This is a genomic window from Seohaeicola zhoushanensis (genome assembly GCF_014656415.1).
Taxonomy (GTDB): Bacteria; Pseudomonadota; Alphaproteobacteria; order Rhodobacterales; family Rhodobacteraceae; genus Seohaeicola_A; species Seohaeicola_A zhoushanensis.
Genome location: NZ_BNCJ01000015.1, coordinates 18,427 through 35,266, shown reverse-complemented (window position 1 = coordinate 35,266; position 16,840 = coordinate 18,427). Strand labels below are relative to the sequence as shown.

The window sequence follows — 16,840 nt, the reverse complement described above, 5'->3', positions numbered from 1 at the left end:
CCATAGCCAAGCATTCCCCACTCGAATATTATAATGTCTATAAGCAACCCTTCTGGAATCCAGAATGCTCGACACACGCCAGCTCCAGTATTTCGCGACGATCTACGAGGCCGGATCGCTTGCCCAGGCCTCGCAGGTGCTGCGGGTGGCCACCTCGGCGCTCAGCCACCATCTGGCCCAGCTCGAACACCGGGTGGGCGAGGCGCTGTTCCTGCGCAAGCCGCGCGGGATGGAGCCAACCGCCAGCGGCCACCGGCTCTACGAACACGCTCGCTCGATCCTGCGCTCGCTCGCGGCGGCCGAGGCCGACCTGCGCGACCGCGCGGGACAGGTCTCGGGGCAGGTGGCGGTGGGCATGTCCTTCTCGGCGGTCAAGGCGATCGGCGTGCCCTTCATCTCGCAGGTGGTGCGCGACTATCCCGAGGTGCAGCTGGTGCTGACTGAAAGCCTGTCCGCCTCGGCGCTGCCGCACCTGCTGGCCTCCGAGGTCGATCTCGCGCTGGTCTACAACCCGCCGCCCGACCTCGCCGTGCGCACCGAACCGGTTCTGGAAGAGCGCATGGTCTGCGTCGGCCGCCCCGACATCATCGGAGACACCGAGGAACCGATCACCTTTGCCGAACTGCTGGAACTGCCGATCATCCTGCTGCGGCAGGGCGTTTCTGCGCGGGCGATCATGGACGACATCTCGCTCCTGAAGAAGATCGAAGCGCGGGCGCGACTGCAGATGAACTCGGTCCAGGCCATCGCCGGCAGCATCGAGGCTGGGCTGGGCTGCGTCATCGGAACAAGGCTGTTCATGCAGGACCAGTTGCAGCGCAAGACGGTCCATGCCCGGCCCATCATCGCGCCGGAACTCTCGCGCACGCTGCACCTCTGCCATTTCGCGGCGCGCCCGCCGACCTTCGCCAACGAGGCGATCCGCGAGGTGCTGCTGGACAACGTGCGCGCGGCGGTCCGCGAGGGCAGGTGGGAGGCGCAGATCCTGCTGCCTCCCGAAGCGTGACTTACGCCACGTTCTCCAGCCGGACCCGTGGGGTGATCCCCAGCGCGTGGCAGACGTCGCGGGTCATCTCGGGGCGGTTCAGCGTGTAGAAGTGCAGCGCCTCGACACCCTCGTCCAGCAGGTTCGAGCAGAGCTCGGTGCAGAGCGAGGTGGCCAGCAGGTCGTGCCGGTCGTCGCGGATCGCCTTCTCGAAGGCTTCCTCGACCCAGGCGGGGATCTTGGTGCCGCAGCGGCGGGCAAAGTTCGCCGCGCCCTTCCAGTTCTCGATCGGCAGGATGCCGGGCGTGATCACCTTGTCGATGCCGGCCTTGGCGCAGGCATCCCGGAAGCGCAGGAAGGTCTCGGCCTCGAAGAAGAACTGGGTCAGCGCCTCGGTCGCGCCGGCGTCGAGCTTGGCCTTGAGCCAGTCGACATCGGCCTGGGCATTGGCCGCCTCGGGGTGCGGGTCCGGGTAGGCGCCGACGCGGATGGTGAAATCGCCGGTGGCGGCCAGCGCCTCGATCAGCTCGACCGAATTGGCAAAACCCTCGGGGTGGGGCACAAAGCCGCCCGCGCCCTTCGGCGGGTCGCCGCGCAGCGCCACGATCTCCTTCACGCCCGCCTCGGCAAAGCCGCGGGCGATGGCCAGCGTCTCCTCGCGCGAGGCGTTCACGCAGGTCAGATGCGCCGCCACGTTCAGCCCCGAGGACTTGTGCAGCGTCGCCACCGCGTCGCGCGTCAGGTCGCGGGTGGTGCCGCCGGCGCCATAGGTCACCGAAACGAATCGCGGGTCGAGCGGGGCCAGCGTCTGCACGGTGTCCCAGAGGCGGAACGAGGCCGCGAGGTTCTGCGGCGGGAAGAATTCGAAGGAAACGGCTGGGGTCGTCATGGCGGAGTGATCCTTTAGATTTCATCCCTTGTTGCATGACGCGCGTTGTGAGACAATTTCATAATACTCAAGAACAACATGAGCCGCGCCGCAGGATGCACCTGGAATTCCGCCATCTCCGCACCATCAAGGCAATCCATGACGCCGGCGGCCTCGCCCGCGCGGCGGATCAGCTGAACATCACGCAAAGCGCGCTCTCGCATCAGATCAAGGGGCTGGAAGACCAGGCCGGGGTCGAGCTCTTCCTGCGCCGCTCCAAGCCGATGACGCTGTCGGCCGCCGGTTTCCGCCTGCTGCGCCTGGCCGAGCAGATCCTGCCCCAGGTCGAGGCGACCCTGGCCGAATTCGACAACCTGCGCGACGGCAAGACCGGGCGGATGCATATCGCCATTGAATGCCACGCCTGTTTCGAATGGCTGTTCCCGGTGCTCGAAGGCTTCCGCAAGACCTGGGCCGATGTCGACGTCGACATCCGCCCCGGCCTTGCCTTCGATGCCCTGCCGGCGCTGCAGAAGGAGGAGGTCGACCTGGTCGTCTCCTCCGACCCCGAGGACCTGCCGGGCGTCGAGTTCATCGAGCTCTTCGACTATGCCCCGGTCTTTGTCGCCTCGGCTCAGCACCCGCTGGCCAGCAAGCCCTTTGTCGAGGCGGTGGACTTTCGCGGCGAGACGCTGATCACCTACCCGGTCGAACGCACCCGCCTCGACGTGTTCAGCCAACTGCTGATCCCCGCCAAGGTCGAACCGGCGGCGATCCGGCAGGTCGAGCTGACGGCGGTGATTCTCCTGCTGGTCGCCTCGAACCGGGGCGTCGCGGTGCTGCCCGACTGGGTGGTGCGCGAGGTCAAGTATTCCTCGGATTACGTCACCCGGCCGCTGACGGCGCAGGGCATCACCCGCAGGCTCTACGCGGCGATCCGCAGCGAGGACCGCGAGAAGCCCTTCATGCGGGACCTGATCGGACTTGCGCGCACCGAAGCGCGCAAGCTGCAGGCCGTCTGATGCGGGTCGTGGTGGTCGGCATCGGCGCGGTTGGGGGCACGATTGCCGCCGCGCTCTCGCTCGCGGGCGTCGAGGTGGCGGGTATCGCGCGCGGCGCCCAACTGGCTGCGATCCGGGCCAACGGGCTGCACCTGCGCACGCCGGACGGCGCGCATTTCGCCCATTTCCCCTGCTACGCCGATCCCGCCGAGGCCGGGCTGCGCCCCGATGACCTGGTAGTGCTGACGGTCAAGTCGCAGGACAGCGCCGCCGCCCTGGCACAGCTGCGCGCGGCGGGGATGACCGACCAGCCGCTGTTCTGCGCCCAGAACGGCGTCGCGAACGAGGCGCTGGCGGCAAGGGTGCTGCCCAACGTGCACGGCATGACGGTGATGCTGCCGGCGGATTACACCACGCCGGGCGAGGTCATCACCTACGGCGGCCCGCGTTGGGGCATCTTCGATCTCGGCCGCTGGCCCTCGGGCACCGACCAGGCCGACGCGGCGCTGGCCGAGGCCCTGAACCGCGCCAATTTCGCCGCCTTCCCCAGCGGCGAGGTGATGCAGAGCAAATACGGCAAGCTGCTGCTGAACCTGCACAACATCGTCGACGCCGCGATTGGCCGCGGAGCGCTGTTCAAGAAGATCCAGCCGCTGCTGACGGCCGAGGGCGAGGCGGTGCTGCGCGCCGCCGGCATCGCCTGGCAGGACGTCGGCATCGACGACCCGCGCCGCGAATCTCTGATGCGCTTCGCCAAGGTGACAGGCGCGAACCGCGCCGGCAGCTCGACCCTGCAAAGCTTCGCCCGCGGCGCCGGTTCGGTCGAGACCGACTTCCTCAACGGCGAGATCGTGATGCTGGGCGCGCAGCACGGCGTGCCAACCCCGGTGAACGGTTGGTTTTGCCGCCTCGCCGACCGGATGCTGCGCGAAGGCATCGCGCCGGGCGCCATCGACCCGACCGAGGTGGAGCGCGCCCTGGGGCTCTGAGCGGCGCCGTTTTCCGTCACGGAAAACGGCCGAATTCCTCGAAGGAATTCGGCCCTTGGCCGGGGTCAGATCACCTTGACGATCTGCTTGCCCATGTTGCCGCCCTTCAGCAGCGCCATGAAGGCCGCAGGCGCGTTCTCCAGCCCCTCGGCGACATCCTCGACATAGGCGATCTCGCCGCTCGCCACCTTCGGCGCGACCTGCGCCATGAAGGCGGGGAAGCGGTCGAAATGGTTCGAGATGATGAAGCCGTTCACCGAGAGGAACTTCACGAGGATATTGCGCCACAGCGCCGGCGCGGTGATATCCGGGTCCGAGGCCCCGGCACCAAGTCCGCCGGCGTTGTACCACGAGATCATCCCGCAGATCGGGATCCGGCCGAAGTTGTTCATCAGCGGCACAACCGCCGAGAGCACCTTGCCGCCGACGTTCTCGAAGTAGATGTCGACCCCGTCCGGGCATTCCGCCGCCAGCGCCTGGCGCAGGTCGGCCGCCGTGGCATAGGCGCGGTGATCGAGGCAGGCGTCAAAGCCGAAGGTCTCGACCGCCAGCCTGCACTTGTCCGCGCCGCCGGCGACACCGACCGCGCGCAGCCCGAGGCTCTTGGCGACCTGGCCCACCATCGAACCGACCGGACCGGTCGCCGCCGCCACCACCAGTGTCTCGCCCGCCTTCGGCTTGCCGAGCTCGGTCAGGCCGAACCAGCCGGTGAAGCCGGGCATCCCCAGCACCCCGAGCGAGGTGGTGATCGGCACCTGGGTGGGGTCGACCTTGCGCAGCAGGTTCGCCTTCAGGCAGCCATGGGTGGCCCAGCCGAACATACCGAAGGCGAAATCGCCGGGCTTGAAGGCGGGGCTGTTCGAGGCGATCACCTCGCCCACCGCGCCGGCCTCCATGGTCGCGCCGATCTCCACAGGCTTGGCATAGGACTTGGCGTCGTCCATCCGGCCGCGCATGTAGGGGTCGAGCGACATGTAATGCACCCGCACCAGCACCTCGTTCTCGCCGGGAACCGGCATCGGGCGGGCCTCGTAGCGGAAATTCTCTGCCGTCGGCGCGCCGCTCGGGCGGCTGGCGAGGGCGACGTGATACATCTGGTCGGTCATCTTGATCCTCCTCTGCGGGTCGCCGCCGACCGTGGCCCGGCGCGCGCGGCATGGCAAGCCCGCCATTCCGCTGACGTGGCGCCACACCCCGGTTTTGCGAGACCCCGCCCCCGGCTTCTCTTCTTCCCAAATATCTCCGGGGGGGCTGCGCCGAAGGCGCGGCGGGGGCAGCGCCCCCAACAGCCCGCGGCGCCCGCGCCTCGGCGGGGCGAGGCGCCTTCCGCGATTGCCCCTTGATCGCGCCGCCCTGGCGGGCTCCACTGCATCCACCCAGCAGGAGCCCGCCCATGACCATTCCGCCCGACGCCGAGGCCCGCCGCGCCATCCGGCCCGTGATCTGCTATCCGAACGAGACGCTGCCGGTCCCCGACCTGGCGCTCTACGCCCGCGCCCGCGCCGGGGCGGTGAAGGTCTCGGAAACCCTGGCCCCGCCCCGTGACGCCGCCTGTTTCGAGGTGCCCGCCGGCCATTTCTTCCGCATCAGCTCGGTCGAGGGGCCGCAGGTCGGCGACCTGAACCTGTGGAACCGCGACGACCTCTCCGAACGCTTCTATTCCGGCAAGACCCGCGCGCTGCACGGCACCCACCTGACCACGGGCGAGCGGATGTGGTCTACCTTCCCCAACCTGCGCCCGATGGCGACGATCACCGCCGATACGCTCGGCTGGTACGGCATCGACAGCTTTGGCGGCTCGGTGCATGACGTGATCGGCACCCGCTGTGATCCCTATACCGGCAACCTGCTTGCGGGCACGCAGTATCACCACTGCTGCCACTCGAACCTGACCCGCGCGCTGGCCGCCCATACCGGGATGTCCCTGCACGAGGCGGAACCCCATGTGCATGACGTGCTCAATGTCTTCATGTGCACCGGCTTCACCCGCGACACCGGCCAGTATTTCATGAAGGCGAGCCCGGTGCGGCCCGGTGATTACCTCGAGTTCTTCGCCGAGATCGACCTGCTGGGCGGCCTCAGCGCCTGTCCGGGCGGCGATTGCAGCGCCGAGCATTCCAGCGATACCGCCGCCTGCCATCCGCTGCTGGTCGAGGTCTTCGCCCCGGCCCCCGGTGCGCTGGAAGGCTGGCAGGTGCCGGCCCGCAATGGCTATGACCGCAGCCACGGGGCCTGACCCCGCTGGGGGGCAGGGCGCGTGGCCTGGCGCAGGCGTCAGTTCGGGCAGCGATAGGCCGACCCGGTCGCCGTCTGGATCGCGCCGCCCGAATTGAGCGAGCCCCAGACCACGTGGGTTGCGCCCACGCGCGCGGCGCTGGCGAGGACTTTCTCCTGGGCTTTCCTAAGCCCGCTGCCGGCAAACAGCATGCCGGAATACCGGCTCTCGGTGATCGAGGACAGGAAGGTGCATTTGGCGACGGAGTTCTGATCGACGACCCGGACGGAGCCGGAGGCCGTTTGCGCCGTCGCGGCACCGCAGGTCAGGGAAAGGGAGAGAGCGAGAATGAGGTTCTTCATGGGAAAAGTCCTTTGTCAGGGCAAGCAAAAAGGCACAGTTCAATGGGCAATCGTTTCGTCCACTGCGGCGCAGTCTGGCCGCCCGAGCGTGCGCGGTCTGTGAATTACCCCACACCCGAAGGTGAAGCTGACCCCGTGGACAGCCTTCCCGTCAAGTCGGAATTGGATGCAGCCGCGCGGTGGCTATCCCGCGCGGCGATCCGGGCGCGTCAGGCGAAGGCCGCTTCCAGCGCGATCTCGACCATGTCGCCGAACGAGCGTTCCCGCTGGTCCGAGGGCAGTGCGTCGCCGGTCAGCAGGTGGTCCGACACCGTCAGAACCGCCAGCGCCCGCCGGCCATGCCGTGCGGCCAGCGTGTAGAGCTCGGCTGCCTCCATCTCGACCCCGAGGATGCCGTGGCGGGTCATCTGCTCGTTGAGGTCGGGACGTTCGTCATAGAAGGTATCCGAGGAATAGATGCCGCCCACATGCAGGGCGGTGCCCTTCGCCTCGGCCGCCGTCACCGCCGCGCGCAGCAGCGACCAGTCGGCACAGGGCGCGAACTGCAACTCGCGGAAGATCCCGCGCGAGGGGGTGGAGATGGTGCTCGCCGTCATCGCCAGGATGACGTCGCGCACCTTCACCTTTTCCTGCATCGCCCCGCACGACCCGATCCGGATCAGCGTCTGCACGCCGAAGTCCCGGATCAGTTCGTTGGCGTAGATCGAGAGCGAGGGCATTCCCATGCCCGAGCCCTGGATCGTCACCGGATGGCCTTTCCAGGTGCCGGTATAGCCCAGCATCCCGCGCACCTCGTTGACCAGCCGGGGCTCGGTCAGGAAGGTCTCGGCCGCCCAGCGGGCGCGATAGGGGTCGCCCGGCATCAGCACGGTTTCGGCGATGTCGCCCGGGCGCGCCCCGATATGTATCGTCATGAAACGCCCGCTTCAGATCTCGAGCGTCGAGAGATCGGTCCCGTTGGCAATTGCCTCGTGGATCCACTGAGGTTTTCGACCCATGCCAGTCCAGGTTTGTTTGGGATCAGCCGGGTTGCGATACTTCGGGCTCGACTTCGCGCGGCGGTCCCGCGCGGTGCCGCGTTTGTTCCCCGAAACACCCAATTCACCCAGCGAGAAACCGAATTTTGCGACGGCTTCTTCAGCTGCTTTCAGCGCATCGCGACGCTCACGCTCTTCTGCGGCGACGAGTTCCTTGTCGATGTCGTCGCGCAGCTTCATCAGCTCTTTGCGCGACATGCTGGTCAGGTTCATTCCCTATTTTTCCTTTTTTGCCTGGTTTGACGCTAATTAGCGTCAGGGTTGCACAGTTCTGTATCATTACTTGATTATGCCAGAAATAGCAGCCCCCTATTTTGTGTCGACCTATTGGGCGGCGATTAATTCCGGGTTAACCAGAGCAACAATGTCCATCATGATAGTGTTTAGTTCGAAATCTTTCGGTGTGTAGACCCGCGCCACGCCCATTCCGGCAAGTTTCCGCGCATCCTCTTCCGGAATGATGCCTCCGACGATAACCGGAATCTCGGCAAGTCCGGCGGCCTGCATCCGTTTCATCACCTCTTCGGCCAGCGGAACATGGCTGCCCGAAAGGATCGAAAGACCGACGACATGGGCTTTGTTTTCCTGGGCGGCGGAAACGATTTCCTCGGGCGTCATGCGAATTCCGTCATAGGTGATATCCATGCCGCAATCGCGGGCCCGGCAGGCGATCTGCTCGGCGCCGTTGGAATGGCCGTCCAGGCCCGGTTTGCCGACCAGGAATTTCAGCCGCCGCCCCAGCGCATCGCTGGCCGCGTCGACCGCGGCGCGGATCTCGTCCAGCCCCTCGGTCCGGTTCGAGGGCGAGCCGGAAACGCCGGTCGGGCCGCGGTAGGTGCCGAAGGCCTGGCGCATGACTTCCGCCCATTCTCCGGTGGTTACGCCCGCCTTGGCCGCCGCGATCGATGGTGCCATGACGTTGGCGCCGTTCACCGCCGCCTCGCGCAGGGCCGCAAGGGCCGCGCGCACCGCCGCGCCGTCGCGCTGGGCGCGCCAGTCGTTCAGGCGGGCAATCTGTTCCTGTTCAACTGCCGGATCGACAACCAGAATTCCGCCATCCCCGGTCAAAAGCGGCGAGGCTTCGGTGGTGGTGAACTTATTCACGCCGACCACCGTGGTCTGCCCGGCCTCGATCCGGTTCAGCCGTTCGGCATTGGAATCGACCAGCCGCGATTTCATGTATTCGATCGCCGAAACCGCGCCGCCCATGCTGTCGAGATTGGCCAGCTCCGACCGTGCGCCCTCTTTCAGCGCCTCGACCTTGGCAGCGACAACCGGGCTGCCGTCGAAGAGATCGCCGTATTCCAGCAGGTCGGTTTCATAGGCCAGGATCTGCTGCATCCGCATCGACCATTGCTGGTCCCAGGGGCGGGGCAGGCCCAGTGCCTCGTTCCAGGCCGGCAGCTGCACCGCGCGGGCGCGGGCATTCTTGGACAGCGTCACCGCCAGCATTTCGAGCAATATTCTATAGACGTTGTTTTCCGGCTGCTGTTCGGTCAACCCGAGCGAATTGACCTGAACGCCATATCTGAACCGACGCATTTTAGCGTCAGTGATGCCATATCGGGTTTCGCAGATTTCATCCCAGAGTTCGACAAACGCCCGCATTTTGCACATTTCGGTGATGAATCGAATGCCGGCATTTACGAAAAATGAAATTCTACCGACCAGTACGGGAAAATCATTTTCCGGAACGCGATCCTTCAATGCATCCAGAACCGCCTGTGCCGTTGCCAATGCAAATGCCAGTTCCTGTTCCGGAGTCGCACCCGCTTCTTGCAGGTGGTACGAACAAACGTTCATCGGATTCCACTTGGGAACGTTGGTATAGCAATACTCGGCCACGTCCGCGATCAGCTTGAGCGACGGTTTCGGCGGGCAGATATAGGTGCCCCGGCTGAGGTATTCCTTGATGATGTCGTTCTGCACGGTGCCCTGCAGCCTGTTGACATCGGCGCCCTGTTCCTCGGCCACCGCGATGTAGAGCGCCAGCAGCCAGGGCGCGGTCGCGTTGATCGTCATCGAGGTGTTCATCTGTTCCAGCGGGATCTGGTCGAACAGGGTGCGCATGTCGCCCAGGTGCGCCACCGGAACCCCGACCTTGCCCACCTCGCCCCGCGCCAGCACGTGGTCGCTGTCATAGCCGGTCTGGGTCGGCAGGTCGAAAGCCACCGAAAGGCCGGTCTGCCCCTTGGCCAGGTTGCCGCGATAGAGGGCGTTCGAGGCCTTGGCGGTGGAGTGCCCGGCATAGGTGCGGATCAGCCAGGGTTTGTCCTTCTGGGTCTGGGTCATCACGGAGGCCTTTCGACTGGATGGGTAATTTTATTGCGCTGAGAGCTTCTAAGCAGAAATGATCGGTAAATGTCAATTCGCTGCGCTGCGGCATGACGGGGCTGCCCGGAATCCGTCCAAAGCTTGAGCGATAATGGTTTACGGCGCCTGCGCCCCTTGCAACAAACGCATATGGCCACCACCGTCGAAGTCCCGCTCTGGCTCTTCATCCTGATCCTGCTCTTCGCGGCGGTGACATTCGCCTCGCATTTCCTCTTTCCCTCGGTGCGCTGGTTCTTCCGCCGCCGGCTCGAACGTGTGGTGGCCCGGCTGAACCAGCGGCTCGAACGGCCGATCCAGCCGTTCAAGCTGGCGCGGCGCTATGACATGATCCAGCGGTTGATCTACGACCCGCAGGTGATGCAGGCGGTGGCCGATCATGCCCATGCCGAGGCGATCCCCGAGAACGTCGCCGCCGAACAGGCCCGCGCCTATGCGCGCGAGATCGTGCCCTCCTTCTCTGCCTCGGCCTATTTCGGCGTGGCGATCCGGCTGGCCCGCTTCCTGTCGAATGCGCTCTACCGGGTGCGGCTGGGCCATTACGCGGGCGACCGGCTGAAGGATATCGACCCCAAGGCGACGGTGATCTTCGTGATGAACCATCGCTCGAACATGGATTACGTGCTGGTCACCTATCTCGCCGCCGAACGCTCGGCGCTGTCCTACGCGGTGGGCGAATGGGCGCAGGTCTGGCCGCTGTCGCGGCTCATTAGCGCGATGGGGGCCTATTTCATCCGCCGCAAGTCGCGCAACGAACTCTACCGCCGGGTGCTCGCCCGCTATGTGCAACTGGCGACCGAGGCCGGCGTGACCCAGGCGATGTTCCCCGAGGGCGGCCTCTCGCGCACGGGGGCCTTGCTGGAGCCGAAGCTCGGCCTGCTGAAATACATCCTCGACGGCTTCGATCCGGCGAAGCGCGACGTGGTCTTCGTGCCGGTCGGCCTGAACTATGACCGGGTGCTGGAGGATCGCAACCTGATCGCCGCCGCAAATATTCCCGGCCACCGTTTCAACACCGGGCTGGGCGTGGTGACACGGAACGCCCTGCGCCAGCTCTGGCTGCGCGTCACCGGGCGCTATCGCCGCTTCGGCTATGCCGCCGTCAGCTTTGGCGCGCCGCTCTCGCTCGCTGGCTACGAGGGGCTCGCCGCAGCCGACGCCCCCGAGGTGCTGGCCGCCGAGCTGATGCAGCGGATCGGCGCCATCGTCCCGGTGTTGCCGGTGCCGGCGGTCTGCACCCTGCTGCTGCGCCACGGGCCGATGTCGCGGGGTGAACTCGAAACCCTCTTCGCCGCGCTGGTCGACACGCTGCCGGGCGCGCATGTCCACATCCCGCGCGACAGCGAGGCCTATGCCGCCGAATACGGGCTGCGCCTGCTGCTGGAACGGCGACTCGTCACCGAAGAGTCGGGGCTTGTCGCGCCTGTCGAGGCCGAACGCGAGGTACTGGTCTTCTACGCCAACTCGATCCGGCATCTGCTGCCGTCGGGGCAGGCGCACTTTTCTGCGCCTGCAAAGTAACTTTCTGCATCCGCTGGGTCATAAAATTTCAAACAGAGCCAGTCATACTATTGCAATGTTGCGTGACTGTCAGTATCTCGGGCAAAACGCCGCATGATTCTGCGTTGCGGCACAACAGCGAAGGACTAGGAACCGGCATGGCACTGGATACGCATCCCGATATCGCCCCCTACGAGGCGCCCCAGAAGGACCTCTACGAGATGGGAGAGATCCCGCCGCTCGGTTTCGTGCCAAAGCAGATGTACGCCTGGGCGATCCGCCGCGAGCGTCATGGCGAGCCGAATACCGCGATGATCCAGGAAGTCGTCGAGGTTCCCAAGCTCGACAGCAACGAGGTCCTGATCCTCGTCATGGCCGCCGGCGTGAACTACAATGGCGTCTGGGCCGCGCTCGGCCAGCCGATCAGCCCGTTCGACGGCCACAAGCAGCCCTATCACATCGCCGGTTCCGACGCCTCGGGCATCGTCTGGGCGGTTGGCGACAAGGTGAAGCGCTGGAAGGTCGGCGACGAGGTCGTGGTTCACTGCAACCAGGACGACGGCGACGACGAGGAATGCAACGGCGGCGACCCGATGTATTCGCCGAGCCAGCGGATCTGGGGCTATGAAACCCCCGACGGCTCCTTCGCCCAGTTCACCCGGGTGCAAAGCCAGCAGCTGATGCCGCGCCCCAAGCACCTGACCTGGGAGGAAAGCGCCTGCTACACGCTGACGCTCGCCACCGCCTACCGGATGCTCTTCGGCCACCCGCCGCATGACCTGCAACCGGGCCAGAACGTGCTGGTCTGGGGCGCCTCGGGCGGTCTCGGTTCCTATGCGATCCAGCTCATCAACACCGCCGGGGCCAATGCCATCGGCGTGATCTCGGACGAGGACAAGCGCCAGTTCGTGATGGACCTGGGCGCCAAGGGCGTCATCAACCGCAAGGACTTCAAGTGCTGGGGCCAGCTGCCCAAGGTCAACTCGCCGGAATACGCCGAGTGGCTGAAGGAAGCGCGCAAGTTCGGCAAGGCGATCTGGGAGATCACCGGCAAGGGCGTGAGCGTCGACATGGTCTTCGAACACCCCGGCGAAGCGACCTTCCCGGTCTCGTCGCTGGTGGTCAAGAAGGGCGGCATGGTCGTGATCTGCGCCGGCACCTCGGGCTTCAACTGCACCTTCGACGTCCGCTACATGTGGATGCACCAGAAGCGCCTGCAGGGCAGCCACTTCGCCCACCTCAAGCAGGCCAGCGCCGCCAACAAGCTGATGCTCGAACGCCGCCTCGATCCCTGCATGTCCGAGGTCTTCACCTGGGCCGACCTGCCGCAGGCGCACATGAAGATGCTCCGCAACGAGCACAAGCCCGGCAACATGTCGGTGCTGGTCCAGTCGCCGCGCACCGGCCTGCGGACCCTCGAAGAGGTGCTCGACGCCCGCCGCTGATCCTTCCGGATCGCGAACATATGCCCGCGAATCGCTTTGTCGGTTCGCGGGTTTGTTTTATTGGTGCATTCGGTATACACTTTTCAGCAGGTTAGACTCTGGCCGCCCCGCTATTTCTGGGGAGGTGAAACCGGCGAATATTTTGAAATGTAAAGCTGTGATACCTTGTTGCTTAACCACTTGTTAATCATTTCCGGGGGACTCTGGACATGCAATGCGACTGGATACTCGACGTTCTGGCAGACCTGAAGGCCTTCGCAGAGGCCAACAACCTGGCGGCCCTGGCCGAACAGCTTGCCGATACGACTTTGGTCGCAGCTGCTGAAATATCGTCTCGGGCAGGACAACACCAAGTATATGGCGAACTCGGAGAAGCTGGATCAGATTCTAGGGCAGTTGGAGCAGGCCAACGCGCTTGAGGACCTTTTCCGCATTGTTTACGCGATCCGCGACGTGTTCCGGATCGATCACGTGGTCTATCACTGGGTAGATGCGAAGGGCGAACAGTATGGCTGCGGCACCTATTCGCTGGCCTGGGCAGACCGCTACCTCAGTCTCAACTACATCCGCATAGACCCGGTTGTCATCGGCTGCTTCAAGCGCTTCCACCCGGTCGACTGGAAGCGGCTGGACTGGTCCTCGAAGGCGGCGCGCGAGTTTCTGCGCGATGCACACGAGCACGGGGTGGGCAACCAGGGCTATTCGATTCCGATCCGCGGGCCGAACGGCCAATTCGCGCTGTTCACCGTCAATCATACCAGCGATGACGAGACCTGGGCGAAATTCATCGAAATGCACAGCCGCGACCTGATCCTGCTGGCGCATTACATGAATCGAAAAGCCCTGGAATTCGAACCGACCCGCACGCCGGAACAATCGCGCCAGCTTTCCCCGCGCGAGATCGACGCGATGACGCTGCTGGCGATGGGCTACAATCGCGCCCAGGTGGCCGATGCGCTGTCGATCTCGGAACACACGCTGCGGGTCTATATCGAGAGCGCGCGTTTCAAGCTCGGCGCGCTCAACACCACCCATGCCGTGGCCCGCGCCATCGGCTTCGGCCTGATCGTTGTGTGAACCGCCTCCGAACAGGCCGACCGCCCTGCGCAGCCGCCGTTAAGCCCGGCCGTCTATCGGTGTCCCGCCCGGAACCGAAAGGCGCGCCATGCTCCGCTATCTCTACGCCGATCAGTTTGCCAGCCATCCCCGGCTGGCGCAGTCCATGTTCGCCGACCGTGCCACTCAATTCGCAGGGCGGCTTGGCTGGCCGGTCACGGTGGATGCCAAGGGCGAGGAGCGCGACCTCTACGACAGCCTCAACCCGCTCTACGTCATCTGGGAGGAACCGGGCGGCCGCCACGGCGGCTCGATGCGCTTCCTGCCGACGACGGGCCGGGTCATGGTCAACGACATCTTTGCCCACCTGACCGGCGGCGCCATCACCAGCCCGCTGATCTGGGAATGCACCCGTTTCTGCCTGGCGCCGGAGGTCGGGCCGCGCGTTGCGGCGGCGCTGATGCTGGGTGGCGGCGAGATCATGGCGCGCTTCGGCGTGCGCCATTTCGTCGGCGTCTTCGATGCCCGGATGGTGCGCATCTACCGCGCCATCTGTGCCTCGCCCGAGGTGCTGGGCAGCACCGGAGAAGGCCGCGAGCAGATCAGCGTCGGCCCTCTGGTCCTTCACCGAGACGGCCCGCCGCCAGGTCGCCCGCCGCGCCCGCATCTCGCTCGAGCTGTCGCGCCTCTGGTTCGACCGCTCCTTCGGCGCGCCGACCCCGCTCGCCCGTCTCGCCGAGGGCTGAGGCAAGGCCACTGGCGGAGCCGGGCGCGCGCCTGTAGGGTCGCGCCATGTCTGCACCGACCGTTACCTTTTCCGACGACCAGGCCAGCGCCTTCGACAGCGTCACCGAGATGCTCCGCGGCGTCGGCATCAATCTCGACGATGCCCTGCTGATGCCGCCTGCCGCCGCCGGAGGCGGCGTGATGGCGGTGATCGGCAAGGCCGGCTCGGGCAAGACGCTGCTGCTGGCCGAACTCTACAAGGCGCTCCAAGCCGCCGGCCTCGACGTGGTCTCGGGCGACTGGGAGGGGCGACGGCGCAAGGACCGCCGCACGCTGGCCATCCTCGCGCCGACCAACAAGGCCGCCTCGGTGCTGCGCCTGCGCGGCGTGCCGGCGACGACGATCCACCGCATTCTCTATACCCCGGTCTACGACCCCGAATACGAACGCATAGCCGCCTGGCTGGCGGGCGAGGGCGAGCGGCCCGAGGTCGAGGGGCTGACTGAAACCGCGCTCGACCGCGCCTTCGCCTTCTTCCAGGGCAACAAGTCGATCCCCGGCGCGCTGGCCGCCGCCGGGCTGCGCGGCTCGGACTTCATCACCGGCTGGAAGCGGCGCGAGGAGCCGCTGGACATCGGCTTCGTCGACGAAGCCTCGATGCTCGACGAGAAGCAGTTCACCGACCTGCAGGAGATCTTCCCGACCCTGCTGCTCTTCGGCGACCCGGCGCAGCTGGCGCCGGTGAACAGCCCCGGCGGCATGGTCTTCGACAAGCTGCCCGCGCCGCGCCGGCTGGAACTGTCGCGCATCCACCGCCAGGAGGCCGGCAACCCGATCCTCGACCTCGCCCATGCGCTGGCCGACCCCGATCTGGGCTTCGAGCAGTTCGAGCGGATGATCGAGGATGTGTCGCTCAAGGACGACCGGGTCGTCTGGGGCCAGCGGGTCGAGGTCGACCTGATGGCGCGCTCGCCCGTGCTGGTCTGGCGCAATGCCACCCGGATCCGCCTCATCAACGCCTTCCGCACCGTCTACGGCGCGCCCGAGGATGCGCTGCTGCCGGGCGAGCCGCTGATCTGCGACGGGATCGAGCTGCCGATCAAGCACCGCAAGAAGCGCCTCGACCTCGAGGCGCGCGGCCTCATCAAGGGGGCGCAGGTGATCTACCTCGGTCCCGGCCGCAAGCCCGGCTTCTCGCGCCTGCACGTGATCGGCGCCGAGGAGCCGCAGGTGTCGGCGGCCTCGATCGTGCAGATCGAGAAACCGGACGAGGAAGAGCCCTTCATCCCCTTCGCCGCCCGCATGGGCGCGACCTTCCTGCACGGCGCGGCCTGCACCATCCACAAGGCGCAGGGCTCGCAATGGGAGAACGTGCAGGTCTTTGCCCCCGACCTCTATGCCGCAGCCCGCACCGGCCGCAGCGAGGCCGGTCAACCGCTGTGGAAGCGGCTTGCCTATGTCGCCATCACCCGCGCCTCGGACCGGCTGTTCTGGGTGGTGCGCAACCGTCTGTCCAAACCCACCGAGGGCCTGCGCATCGACGACCTGCGCAGCGGTCCCGCCAACCTGGTCCTGGAAAGCGAGGAAATATGAAGACGATCCTGATCACCGGCGCGAGCTCGGGCATCGGCCGCGCCACCGCGGAACTCTTCCTCTCCGAAGGCTGGCGCGTCGGCATCCTCGCCCGCAGCGAAGGCCCGCTGAAGGAGATCGCCGCGCAGCACGGCAACGCCGTGCCGCTGGTGGCCGATGTCACCGACGCGCAGGCAGTGCAGGCGGCCTTCGACAGCTTCGTGCAGCAGGTCGGCCGGCTGGACGTGCTGTTCAACAACGCCGGCATCTTCACCGCCCAGGCCCCGATCGACGAGATCCCGGTCGAGGACTGGCACCGCGCCGTCGCGGTCAATTTCACCGGCATGTTCCTTGCCGCCCGCTGCGCCTTTGCCGCCATGCGCCGGCAGGATCCGCAGGGCGGGCGCATCATCAACAACGGCTCGATCTCGGCCTATGTGCCGCGCCCCGGCTCGGTCACCTATACCGCGACCAAGCACGGGATCACGGGGCTGACCCGCACCATCTCGCTCGACGGGCGGCCGTTCAACATCGCCTGCGGCCAGATCGACATCGGCAATGCCGAGACGCCGATGGTGGCCGACCTCAAGGCCCGCGCCATTGCCACCGGGCAGCAGCCGCCCGAGACGATGGACGTGGCCAACGCCGCCCAGGGCGTGCTGCACATGGCCAGCCTGCCGCCCGAGGCGAACGTGCAGTTCATGACGGTGATGGCGACGAAGATGCCCTACATCGGGCGCGGCTGAGGCCAGT

The 16,840-nt window shown here is 66.1% G+C and carries 15 protein-coding genes and 1 pseudogene; 10 read left to right on the top strand and 6 right to left on the bottom strand.

The features are described from left to right. Positions 1–64: 64 nt before the first annotated feature. Complete coding sequence (locus IE266_RS19625; protein ID WP_189681821.1) at positions 65–1,006, top strand: LysR family transcriptional regulator; 942 nt, start codon at positions 65–67, stop codon at positions 1,004–1,006. Position 1,007: 1 nt separating this feature from the next. On the opposite strand, the gene metF is transcribed toward IE266_RS19625, so the two are convergent. Then, positions 1,008–1,874: a methylenetetrahydrofolate reductase [NAD(P)H] gene (gene metF, locus IE266_RS19620; protein ID WP_189681820.1), complete on the bottom strand. Its 867-nt coding sequence runs from the start codon at positions 1,872–1,874 to the stop codon at positions 1,008–1,010. 95 nt (positions 1,875–1,969) lie between these two features. Here metF and IE266_RS19615 point away from each other — a divergent pair, with 95 nt between their 5' ends. Then, positions 1,970–2,875 carry a LysR family transcriptional regulator gene (locus IE266_RS19615; RefSeq protein WP_189681819.1) on the top strand — a complete coding sequence of 302 codons (906 nt, stop codon included), beginning with the start codon at positions 1,970–1,972 and terminating at the stop codon, positions 2,873–2,875. Beyond that, the gene (locus IE266_RS19610; protein ID WP_189681818.1) at positions 2,875–3,843 is read left to right on the top strand and encodes a ketopantoate reductase family protein; all 969 of its coding nucleotides are present in this window, start codon (positions 2,875–2,877) and stop codon (positions 3,841–3,843) included. Before IE266_RS19615 ends, IE266_RS19610 begins: the two co-directional genes overlap by 1 nt. 65 nt (positions 3,844–3,908) lie before the next feature. On the opposite strand, the gene IE266_RS19605 is transcribed toward IE266_RS19610, so the two are convergent. Beyond that, positions 3,909–4,949: an NADP-dependent oxidoreductase gene (locus IE266_RS19605; protein ID WP_189681817.1), complete on the bottom strand. Its 1,041-nt coding sequence runs from the start codon at positions 4,947–4,949 to the stop codon at positions 3,909–3,911. A gap of 287 nt (positions 4,950–5,236) precedes the next feature. Between IE266_RS19605 and IE266_RS19600 the strand changes: the two genes are divergently transcribed. Further along, positions 5,237–6,079, top strand: a complete 843-nt coding sequence (locus IE266_RS19600; protein WP_189681816.1) for an urea carboxylase-associated family protein — start codon at positions 5,237–5,239, stop codon at positions 6,077–6,079. A 38-nt stretch (positions 6,080–6,117) separates the two neighbouring features. Here the strand turns inward: IE266_RS19600 and IE266_RS19595 are convergent, their stop codons facing one another. The 4 genes from IE266_RS19595 to IE266_RS19580 all read right to left on the bottom strand — a co-directional run bounded on the left by IE266_RS19595 (position 6,118) and on the right by IE266_RS19580 (position 9,749). Continuing rightward, positions 6,118–6,420, bottom strand: coding sequence for a hypothetical protein (locus IE266_RS19595; RefSeq protein WP_189681815.1), 303 nt, complete (start codon positions 6,418–6,420; stop codon positions 6,118–6,120). Positions 6,421–6,629: 209 nt separating this feature from the next. Further along, on the bottom strand, positions 6,630–7,334 hold the full coding sequence (deoD, locus tag IE266_RS19590; RefSeq protein WP_189681814.1) for a purine-nucleoside phosphorylase: 705 nt from the start codon (positions 7,332–7,334) through the stop codon (positions 6,630–6,632). 12 nt (positions 7,335–7,346) lie between these two features. Beyond that, positions 7,347–7,670 carry an H-NS histone family protein gene (locus tag IE266_RS19585; RefSeq protein ID WP_189681813.1) on the bottom strand — a complete coding sequence of 108 codons (324 nt, stop codon included), beginning with the start codon at positions 7,668–7,670 and terminating at the stop codon, positions 7,347–7,349. A 111-nt stretch (positions 7,671–7,781) separates the two neighbouring features. Next, the gene (locus IE266_RS19580; protein ID WP_189681812.1) at positions 7,782–9,749 is read right to left on the bottom strand and encodes an ethylmalonyl-CoA mutase; all 1,968 of its coding nucleotides are present in this window, start codon (positions 9,747–9,749) and stop codon (positions 7,782–7,784) included. Positions 9,750–9,920: 171 nt separating this feature from the next. On the opposite strand from IE266_RS19580, the gene IE266_RS19575 reads away from it, so the two are divergent. The 6 genes and pseudogenes from IE266_RS19575 to IE266_RS19550 all read left to right on the top strand — a co-directional run bounded on the left by IE266_RS19575 (position 9,921) and on the right by IE266_RS19550 (position 16,833). Further along, on the top strand, positions 9,921–11,309 hold the full coding sequence (locus IE266_RS19575) for a 1-acyl-sn-glycerol-3-phosphate acyltransferase (protein WP_189681811.1): 1,389 nt from the start codon (positions 9,921–9,923) through the stop codon (positions 11,307–11,309). A 137-nt stretch (positions 11,310–11,446) separates the two neighbouring features. Next, positions 11,447–12,733: a crotonyl-CoA carboxylase/reductase gene (gene ccrA / locus IE266_RS19570; protein WP_189681810.1), complete on the top strand. Its 1,287-nt coding sequence runs from the start codon at positions 11,447–11,449 to the stop codon at positions 12,731–12,733. 357 nt (positions 12,734–13,090) lie between these two features. Continuing rightward, positions 13,091–13,810 carry a helix-turn-helix transcriptional regulator gene (locus IE266_RS19565; RefSeq protein WP_189681878.1) on the top strand — a complete coding sequence of 240 codons (720 nt, stop codon included), beginning with the start codon at positions 13,091–13,093 and terminating at the stop codon, positions 13,808–13,810. Positions 13,811–13,898: 88 nt separating this feature from the next. Next, positions 13,899–14,535, top strand: a pseudogene (locus IE266_RS19560) (acyl-homoserine-lactone synthase). A gap of 46 nt (positions 14,536–14,581) precedes the next feature. Then, on the top strand, positions 14,582–16,108 hold the full coding sequence (locus IE266_RS19555; protein ID WP_189681809.1) for an ATP-dependent DNA helicase: 1,527 nt from the start codon (positions 14,582–14,584) through the stop codon (positions 16,106–16,108). Further along, on the top strand, positions 16,105–16,833 hold the full coding sequence (locus IE266_RS19550) for an SDR family oxidoreductase (RefSeq protein WP_189681808.1): 729 nt from the start codon (positions 16,105–16,107) through the stop codon (positions 16,831–16,833). Before IE266_RS19555 ends, IE266_RS19550 begins: the two co-directional genes overlap by 4 nt. Positions 16,834–16,840 lie beyond the last annotated feature (7 nt).

Coding starts and splice junctions, on each gene's coding strand:
- IE266_RS19550 (WP_189681808.1), top strand. CDS start 16,105: ATGAAGACGATCCTGATCACCGGCGCGAGCTCGGGCATCGGCCGCGCC.
- IE266_RS19610 (WP_189681818.1), top strand. CDS start 2,875: ATGCGGGTCGTGGTGGTCGGCATCGGCGCGGTTGGGGGCACGATTGCC.
- IE266_RS19600 (WP_189681816.1), top strand. CDS start 5,237: ATGACCATTCCGCCCGACGCCGAGGCCCGCCGCGCCATCCGGCCCGTG.
- IE266_RS19605 (WP_189681817.1), bottom strand. CDS start 4,949: ATGACCGACCAGATGTATCACGTCGCCCTCGCCAGCCGCCCGAGCGGC.
- ccrA (WP_189681810.1), top strand. CDS start 11,447: ATGGCACTGGATACGCATCCCGATATCGCCCCCTACGAGGCGCCCCAG.
- IE266_RS19575 (WP_189681811.1), top strand. CDS start 9,921: ATGGCCACCACCGTCGAAGTCCCGCTCTGGCTCTTCATCCTGATCCTG.
- IE266_RS19625 (WP_189681821.1), top strand. CDS start 65: ATGCTCGACACACGCCAGCTCCAGTATTTCGCGACGATCTACGAGGCC.
- IE266_RS19585 (WP_189681813.1), bottom strand. CDS start 7,670: ATGAACCTGACCAGCATGTCGCGCAAAGAGCTGATGAAGCTGCGCGAC.
- metF (WP_189681820.1), bottom strand. CDS start 1,874: ATGACGACCCCAGCCGTTTCCTTCGAATTCTTCCCGCCGCAGAACCTC.
- IE266_RS19615 (WP_189681819.1), top strand. CDS start 1,970: ATGCACCTGGAATTCCGCCATCTCCGCACCATCAAGGCAATCCATGAC.
- IE266_RS19555 (WP_189681809.1), top strand. CDS start 14,582: ATGTCTGCACCGACCGTTACCTTTTCCGACGACCAGGCCAGCGCCTTC.
- deoD (WP_189681814.1), bottom strand. CDS start 7,334: ATGACGATACATATCGGGGCGCGCCCGGGCGACATCGCCGAAACCGTG.
- IE266_RS19595 (WP_189681815.1), bottom strand. CDS start 6,420: ATGAAGAACCTCATTCTCGCTCTCTCCCTTTCCCTGACCTGCGGTGCC.
- IE266_RS19565 (WP_189681878.1), top strand. CDS start 13,091: ATGGCGAACTCGGAGAAGCTGGATCAGATTCTAGGGCAGTTGGAGCAG.
- IE266_RS19580 (WP_189681812.1), bottom strand. CDS start 9,749: ATGACCCAGACCCAGAAGGACAAACCCTGGCTGATCCGCACCTATGCC.